Source organism: Chryseobacterium sp. MYb328 (genome assembly GCF_037572595.1).
Taxonomy (GTDB): Bacteria; Bacteroidota; Bacteroidia; order Flavobacteriales; family Weeksellaceae; genus Chryseobacterium; species Chryseobacterium pennae.
Genome location: NZ_JBBGZQ010000010.1, coordinates 158,126 through 164,664, shown reverse-complemented (window position 1 = coordinate 164,664; position 6,539 = coordinate 158,126). Strand labels below are relative to the sequence as shown.

At 33.7% G+C, this 6,539-nt stretch carries 5 protein-coding genes; 3 read left to right on the top strand and 2 right to left on the bottom strand.

What is annotated here, in order from left to right:
• The first annotated feature begins 131 nt into the window (after window positions 1-131).
• The gene (locus WH267_RS12240; RefSeq protein ID WP_340008546.1) at window positions 132-1,577 is read left to right on the top strand and encodes a hypothetical protein; all 1,446 of its coding nucleotides are present in this window, start codon (window positions 132-134) and stop codon (window positions 1,575-1,577) included.
• Between the two features lie 54 nt (window positions 1,578-1,631).
• Here the strand turns inward: WH267_RS12240 and recA are convergent, their stop codons facing one another.
• Window positions 1,632-2,633, bottom strand: a complete 1,002-nt coding sequence (gene recA, locus WH267_RS12235) for a recombinase RecA (RefSeq protein ID WP_115973915.1) — start codon at window positions 2,631-2,633, stop codon at window positions 1,632-1,634.
• A 312-nt stretch (window positions 2,634-2,945) separates the two neighbouring features.
• On the opposite strand from recA, the gene WH267_RS12230 reads away from it, so the two are divergent.
• Window positions 2,946-4,139 (top strand): hypothetical protein, encoded by a 1,194-nt coding sequence (locus WH267_RS12230; protein ID WP_340008544.1) that lies wholly within the window; start codon window positions 2,946-2,948, stop codon window positions 4,137-4,139.
• Between the two features lie 98 nt (window positions 4,140-4,237).
• Here the strand turns inward: WH267_RS12230 and WH267_RS12225 are convergent, their stop codons facing one another.
• Window positions 4,238-5,422 (bottom strand): oxygenase MpaB family protein, encoded by a 1,185-nt coding sequence (locus tag WH267_RS12225; RefSeq protein ID WP_340008542.1) that lies wholly within the window; start codon window positions 5,420-5,422, stop codon window positions 4,238-4,240.
• A 183-nt stretch (window positions 5,423-5,605) separates the two neighbouring features.
• On the opposite strand from WH267_RS12225, the gene WH267_RS12220 reads away from it, so the two are divergent.
• Window positions 5,606-6,490 (top strand): hypothetical protein, encoded by an 885-nt coding sequence (locus tag WH267_RS12220; RefSeq protein WP_340008540.1) that lies wholly within the window; start codon window positions 5,606-5,608, stop codon window positions 6,488-6,490.
• Window positions 6,491-6,539 lie beyond the last annotated feature (49 nt).

Below are 6,539 nucleotides of genomic sequence, written 5' to 3'. Positions count from 1 at the left end.
GCCTTTGGCTCCGCCGAATTTATTTTAAAATTTCTCAAAAAAAAACAAGGATAAACTGACACAATGGCATTTTTTTTATGATGGGCCTATTGTGAGCTTTTATTATATTTACCGCCAATTTTAACAACAATATGGGAATCTTTGATTTTTTTAAGAAGAAAAATAACAGACAGGAAAATGTCAGTACTCCGGTTCAGCAGCAAGAAATGCCAGAGGAGAAAATAGCAGAAGAGAAAGTAGAGGAAATAGTAGAGACCATTCCGGAAATGCCAGTGCAGTCACACGCTGTAGAAGAGAAAAAGGTAAATGAATTATATGAAAAAGTCAAGATTTATAGTGATTATATCGTGTATTCTATTGCACTTCAACTGAGAGGAGATTTTGCCCCAATTTCAGCATTTGAAAAAGAAAATGGCGAAGTAGAGGGATTTGCTTATATGGTTACAGATCCTACTTATGGGCTTTCACCACAGGTGGTGCTTAGTAACATGAAAGAGAAGTTTGAAAGTGAACTGAAAGAAGGGAAGATAAAGTCATATGCTGTTCTATACCATTCTCAGTTTAATGATGATGGAAATCATGCTTTGGCTATGAATCCCGAAGATCTTAAAGCAATTACATTATCATATCACTTTAATGATTCTGAAGAAGGTAAAATTGCATTACCTTATGTTTTTGAGAATGAAAATGTCACGTTTAAAGGTTTTGCAGGATTCTCTCATGAAGAAAATAATGAGATTATGAATACTCAGTTGGTGGATGGTAAAGATTACTTCACAAACAAGCATGAAATTAAAAGTCCTGAAAGTATAAATGAAGCAGGAATTATTCTGAAGAAATCGAATGTTCATTCTCTAGCGAATATGTGGGGTGGAATTTTTGGGTTTCAGAATTTCCAGACTCAGGAGAAATTTGCTCAATATTTAATGGAAACCATGGCTTTATGCAGAGTAGATGAGATTGATGCAGAGGAAAAGGCTAAGCATACAGAATTTGGAGATATAAAGTTCAGAACGATTATTTCAGATGATTTTAATGGTATTTATCCGGAAGTAAAAACTAATTTCTCTCTTGATTTTGAAACAAAAGAAATTCGTGAATGGGAAAATGTGGATCATAATGAAGCTATTGTAGGTGGAGTTGCGAGAGATACTTTTGGACTTTGGTTCTTTCCTACAGATTATGCAGAAAACAAAAATAAATATTTTACACAAAATAAATTAAATGTTACGATCAGTGGGATTGTTTTCGTTTTAGATCTTCATGAAAGTTTTGATTTACCGGACGGTACAAAGACTGATGAAGAGTTTACTGCATACAAGCCAAGTCAGGACCTTCCAGATTATGGATGTATTGATTTTATTGGTAAGGTACTCGACATTAAAGAAACTGAAGTATTGGAGGATGGAAGTGTAAAAGGATATATGCTGAAATTAAGGCTGATTACCAATCCGGAAATGGAAAACTTCTTCACAGTTGATGCTTTTGTGAACAAAGAAAATATGAGATTTGAAACGCTTACAGTAGGAATGCAGGTTGCAGGAGCAATGCAGTTACAGGGAAAAATTACTGGATAAGAAATATCTATAAAATAAAAACGGTCTGAATTTTTTCAGACCGTTTTTTATTTACTATTTGTTTTTCAACTCTTCTTTGATCTTGTTCTCCAATTCCTCGGCAAGTTCAGGATTGTCTTTTAAGACATCTTTTACAGCATCACGCCCTTGGCCTAGTTTAGATTCTTCATAACTGAACCAAGAACCACTTTTCTTCACAATTCCCATATCAACTGCAGTATCAAGAATTTCTCCTACTTTAGAAACTCCTTCACCATACATAATATCGAATTCTGCCTGTTTGAAAGGTGGAGCGACTTTGTTTTTCACAATCTTCACTTTCACACGGCTTCCGATTGCTTCATCTCCATTTTTGATTGGTGCGCTTGCTTTTCTGATATCAATTCTTACAGAAGCATAGAATTTAAGAGCGTTACCTCCGGTAGTAGTTTCAGGGTTACCGAACATTACTCCAATTTTTTCTCTTAACTGATTGATGAAAATTACAGTACATTTCGTTCTTGAAATGGTAGCTGTAAGTTTTCTTAATGCCTGAGACATCAATCTTGCGTGAAGTCCCATTTTAGAATCCCCCATTTCCCCTTCAATCTCAGCTTTTGGAGTAAGAGCCGCAACAGAGTCAATAACAACAATGTCAATAGCTCCTGAACGGATCAGGTTATCAGCAATTTCTAAAGCCTGTTCCCCGTTATCCGGCTGAGAAATGATAAGGTTTTCCAAATCGATTCCTAATTTTGCAGCATATGTTCTGTCGAAAGCATGCTCAGCATCAATGAATGCAGCAATACCACCAGCTTTTTGAGCTTCAGCAATTGCGTGAAGGGTTAATGTTGTTTTACCTGAAGATTCAGGTCCATATATTTCAATGATTCTTCCTTTTGGATATCCTCCTATACCTAATGCGATATCTAATCCTAAAGATCCGGAAGGAATTACTTCTATAGTACTGTCTATAGCACTATCCCCTAAAGTCATTACTGTTCCCTTTCCGTATGTTTTATCTAGCTTGTCAAGCACTAACGCGAGTGCTTTTTTCTTATCATCAATGTTACTCATCTCTATTAAAATAATTTCTCAAAAATACATAATTTCTCAATCAAAAACTAATATTATTTCTCTGTGAAACCGGTTTTTAGAGTTAAAAAATGATAAAATTTTAGAGCTGATGTTCTTCATAACGAGATAGATGTGAATGCAAGCTTGAAGAGGCTTGAAAACATAAATTTAAGATAAGAAAGTTACGGTTGGAAACAGGAAGTGTGAGGATGGAAGTTATATTGAACCGGATGATTTCTAGGAGTTATAGTCTTTACAATTTATCTACTATAAAAAAAGCTTATCTTAAAACATTCTTTTAAAGATTATGCTATGGACAGAAAATTAAAATTATTTCTGATTAAATCTTTTGCTGTATTAGCTGTTATCCATCTGGCTTACTTTATATATGGATATGTAAAGTTTGAAGGTCTTCAGGAAATTTATGATAATACGGAATTTTACAGGTTTAAATTTTACGATGATGTTTCCATTTCTCACGTTTTCATATCCGGTCTTTTTTTGTTTTTCTTTATTATTTTTCTTCTTAGAAATCATTCCAAAAAAAGAAATACGCTTTCACAAAAATTGGGGATTGGCATTATCCTTCTATTGGTGTCCTTTTCATCCCTGACCTTTTTCATCAGTTATAGTTTGGGGCTAAATGCCAAATTACGAACCGAATTGCCTGAAAAGGATCTTAATAAAGATAAAACGCTGCTGAATGTCTTACAACCTTTTTTATACAACTATACTTCTTACAGTTCAGAGAAGCTCTTTAATCCCGAAAATATTTTATATCCCAAACCTTACCCAGTGATTGAACAGAGAGATACGTTGTATTATGATCCAGGCAATATGGATTATTACACAACAGAATCTAGTTATTACAGTATTGACACACTAACAATGTTGAATGCCAATCACGAAAAAATAAACAGCAAAGCAAGATTGGTGCTTGACATTCTTGGACTTGATACCAAGGAGTTGGAAAAAAGGATTATTTCTAAAAAGAAGATAGGGGATAGTACTCAAATTATATTTAAAGGAGTGGTCGTACATCCTGATTACGACGATAAAATGTGTGTTTTTCTTGAAAATAAATATTTGTTTTTTCCATTACATGATATTCCTGAGCAGAAGCAGCAGTATCAAAATGCGATTAAAAGATACAATTTGCTTTACAAATACAGTCAGGATTCCTTACTTGCCTCGTTTCAGAAACTGGATGTCCTTTTAAAAAAATATCATATAGAAACGCAGATCGTTCCGAAAAACCTGACGAAAGATGTCTTTTATTACCGGGACCATCGGCAGGAACCTTTGAATGGAATACGAAATACCTATGAAAGAAAGGACCTAAAGGATAAATTTGCAACCCTTGACCGTCTGTTCTACAAACCGAATTATCTTCATCCTTCCATCAGGGAATTTTTTTTCAGTGCTGTCATTGGTGTCTGGCTTATTTTATGGGGAATGTATCTGATCTGGAATTTCATGAGCAGAAAAGTTTCTTCGGATAGCTAACAGAAATGAGCAATTGTAAATATTACATCTTGTTTCAATTGAATTGAGAGATATCAATTTACAGATGAGCATGGTTTCCTGTTCCTTAAAAACTAATTTTAATGAAAGTTTGAATTTTTGGTGATGTTCAGATAGTCTTTCAAAACTTTCATCTGATCTTTATTTCCTCTCTTTATCCTTGAATCCCTACTTACAAGACGATCATAAATTCTATTGAAAAGTATTTTTGATTTTGGAAATAACAGTTTATTAGAAACTTCAGGAATTTGTAGTCTTTTACAAACTTCATCATCCAGCAGAAACCAGGTACAGCAGATGTGAAGGTATCGCAAATTTTTTCTTTGGAATTCAAATTTTAAAATAGGATTTTCCAAAGATTCATCTAATAAAGAATGAGCTAAAAGAACAGAATCTTTATCTGCTGACGGCTGAATGGAAGTCCATAAATAAAAATATTCTGTAGCCTGCTTTTTATCATCAGGAAGAAGTTGCTCCGGAATTCCGAGAAGATAGCCCACATATTTCCACAGGTGGAAAATTCCTTGTTCCTCTTCAGGAGAAAAAGTATTTCCTAATTTCTGAAGGCTATGCAGAAAAACTAAACTGAAACCAATGTAGGTTGCCATCATATCCCAGGAATTAATAGGTTCACCCCAGTTTTCTGTATCCCATTCCTTATAATGTTTTTTAATGGAAAGTCTTGCGTAGGAATGGATCAGGCGGGTTTTGATAGCAAACTCGTAGCCTTTAGCATGAATTTCCAATGCATTATATCGGGTAGCATTTACCCAGAAATCCAAAGTTTCTGAAAGACGCTTCACAGCTCCTTTTTTCAATGCTTCTGTAACAATGAGAGGTTTGTTGAGATAAGCATAATCATATCCTCCGATCAGACAGTAATCTCTTAAGGAAATTAATGAATCGAGATTACTTCGCATACAGAGTTCAGCACCACTTTTTAATAAATTATAATCCAGCCAGTCAGGAGTTTTCTGGGTTTCAGAGAATAGTTTTTTTACACTTTCAGGGATATTATCATTTTCAGAAACGCCATTCCGGATATAACCTTCAATCTCTCTCGATGCTTCATGGAATTTTTTAGTGAAATAAACATCCTTTACAACATCATCTCCGGCTTCATCCACATGATAAAAGAAAGGAGCATATTTCTCAAAATCTTTAAAGCTTATCTCGGCATCGGAAAATTCAATAAGCTGTTTTCCGTTACCTTTTTCCCAAAAGTTTTTAAAATGAGGCGCATCTTTAAACCGTGGCTGTATCATTGTTCATTCCTTTATCTATAAAAGTACAAGTTTTACACCGAAGTTTTGTGGTGAGATTTGTCAGTAATACCGTTAATATCTTTTTTAATGAGGAATTGATCTGTTTTAAGTTATTAAAAAATACCACAAAAGGGTAATTTACTTGTATTCATTGAATTTTGAAATTTGTGTTAAAAAATAGCCATGAAAAAATATTTAATATTACTAGTACTTTTAGGAGTCGTAGCTTCAGCACAAGAGAGTTTTAAGAGGGTGTATCATATCCCGGCATCGAAAGGTGAGATTTTATTAAAAAAGGATGTTTCAGTAAAGTTTGACAAATGGAGTAAAGGTGAGTTAGATTCCATTAAACAGATTTATGTTCCTGAAAGCATGATTAAAATTAGTGAACAAATTTCAATTAATAGTGTATTGCAAACTGTAACAAGAGAAATTAAAGTTGACACAGCCTTTTATAAAACTTTAACTGTTAAAAGAAGTGAGATTGCTAAATGTGGCTTTTGGGGATATGTTAAGTTTGATGATAACAAAATTATAGCTAATAAAAATAGCTGTAAAAAAGATGAAAAGGATAATATTTATTACTATCAGCTTAAGAATCGGGATCAGTTAAGTCTTTATTTCATTGAAGGAACAGTTTCAGCATTTACAGTACCAATAAAATACAGGTTTAAGCAACCAAATGTTTCAGAAGAATTTTCTTCAGCAAGCTTAAATGCCAATCTATTTGGGGGAATTTCTTTTGGTATGTCCAGCTTTTTTTATAGAGATAAGGTTGGAAGTGTAACAAATAATCATAAATTAACATTAGGTACATTTGTCGGTTCTTCTGTTGTTGAGCTTAATAGTAATAATACCTCTGCTTCTGTAGATCCTCTCCCTAATGATAGAAAAATAATAAAAGGGTTAGCCAGTATAGGATTGGGAATTGCCTATTCTTATAATAAAGTAAATTTTGCAGGGTTTTTAGGGTGGGATTATGCAATAGGAGATGAGGCAGAAAAATGGAATTATAATAAAAAACCCTGGATAGGAATTGCAATCGGTTATTCTTTGTTTAATTTATAAATTTATAGTGAGGACTGAACAAAAAAGCCTTCCCATCGGGAAGGCTTTA

Bases quoted from the DNA above. Each gene is read 5' to 3' on its own strand.
- WH267_RS12225 (WP_340008542.1), bottom strand. From the start codon at position 5,422: ATGATACAGCCACGGTTTAAAGATGCGCCTCATTTTAAAAACTTTTGG.
- recA (WP_115973915.1), bottom strand. From the start codon at position 2,633: ATGAGTAACATTGATGATAAGAAAAAAGCACTCGCGTTAGTGCTTGAC.
- WH267_RS12230 (WP_340008544.1), top strand. From the start codon at position 2,946: ATGGACAGAAAATTAAAATTATTTCTGATTAAATCTTTTGCTGTATTA.
- WH267_RS12240 (WP_340008546.1), top strand. From the start codon at position 132: ATGGGAATCTTTGATTTTTTTAAGAAGAAAAATAACAGACAGGAAAAT.
- WH267_RS12220 (WP_340008540.1), top strand. From the start codon at position 5,606: ATGAAAAAATATTTAATATTACTAGTACTTTTAGGAGTCGTAGCTTCA.